The organism is Hyphobacterium vulgare (genome assembly GCF_042643335.1).
Taxonomy (GTDB): Bacteria; Pseudomonadota; Alphaproteobacteria; order Caulobacterales; family Maricaulaceae; genus Hyphobacterium; species Hyphobacterium vulgare.
The window spans coordinates 1-1,272 of the sequence record NZ_JBHRSV010000030.1 but is presented as its reverse complement, the minus strand read 5'-3'; the positions used below and the strand labels follow the sequence as shown (position 1 = coordinate 1,272).

The following is a 1,272-nucleotide window of genomic DNA, read 5'->3' as shown; positions in this document are numbered from 1 at the left end:
GTGACCCAGCCCCCTGAATTCCGGCCAATTGAACGTGGTAGAGTCCATCGAGAAGAGGATGGACGATGCGAAAGAGCCGCTATTCGGAGGAGCAGATCATCGGCATGCTGCGCGAGCACGACGCCGGTGTGAGCACGAAGGAGATTTGCCGGAAGTACGGGATCTCCGATGCGACATTCTACAAGTACAAGGCCAAGTTCGGCGGGATGAGCGTATCCGACGCACAGCGTTTGAAGACGCTCGAACTGGAGAACGGGCGGCTGAAGCGCTTGTTGGCCGATGCGATGCTGGACAACGCGGCCTTGAAGGATATTGCCTCAAAAAACTTCTGACGCCCGACGTGAAGCGCCAGGCCGTGCAGCACATGATGTCCAAGCACGGGATGAGCGAGCGTCGGGCCTGCACTCTTGCAGAGCTGGACCGGTCGACCTTCCAGTACCAGAAGCGCTCTGGCAGCGATGGTGAACTGCGGACGCGACTACGAGACCTCGCCAGTGAACGGCGCCGGTTCGGCTATCGCCGGCTGGGCATTCTCCTTGAGCGCGAAGGCCTCTATGCGAACCACAAGAAGGTCTACCGGCTTTACCGGGAGGAGGGACTGACGGTTCGCCGAAGGCGTGGGCGCAAACGAGCTGTTGGAACACGGCGGCCGGTCCTGCTGCCCTCGGGAGCGAACCATCGCTGGAGCCTCGACTTCGTATCGGATGCCTTGTCTGACGGACGGCGCTTCCGAACGCTGTGTGTGGTCGATGACTTCACGCGCGAGGCGTTGGCGGTCGTGGTTGATACATCGCTCTCAGGTGTGCGGGTCTCACGCGAACTCGACCGCCTGGTCGAACAGCGCGGAAAGCCGCGCATGATCGTCAGTGACAACGGCACTGAGCTGACCAGCCATGCGATCTTGCGCTGGCATAAGGAGCGCGGTGTCGAATGGCATTACATCGCGCCGGGCAAACCCACACAGAACGCGTTCGTGGAGAGCTTCAACGGCCGGCTCAGGGACGAGTGCCTGAACGAGCACCTGTTCTCCTCGCTCGGCGAAGCCCGCAGCCTGATCGAGGAATGGAGGATCGACTACAACACCGAGAGACCACACACCGCACTCGGGGGACTGGCGCCCAGTGTCTATGCCGAGCAGTCCCGTCACCCCCGGCCCGGTTCGCCTGAGCTACGCAATGGCTCCGCTCACCGGGCCTTGACCACCCATACCAACCCAGAAAGAAAGGCGAACAGACTCTACTAACTCACGGCCCGGATCAGGGGGCTGGGTCA

At 61.6% G+C, this 1,272-nt stretch carries 1 protein-coding gene; it reads left to right on the top strand.

Annotated features, from left to right (window positions below; genetic code table 11):
• The first annotated feature begins 65 nt into the window (after positions 1-65).
• Positions 66-1,243 (top strand): IS3 family transposase gene (locus ACFOOR_RS14850; RefSeq protein WP_380214907.1). Its coding sequence is split into 2 segments (ribosomal slippage): positions 66-318 and positions 318-1,243, totalling 1,179 coding nucleotides; the frame shifts between segments, so codons are not numbered across the junction.
• The last annotated feature ends 29 nt before the right edge of the window (positions 1,244-1,272 follow it).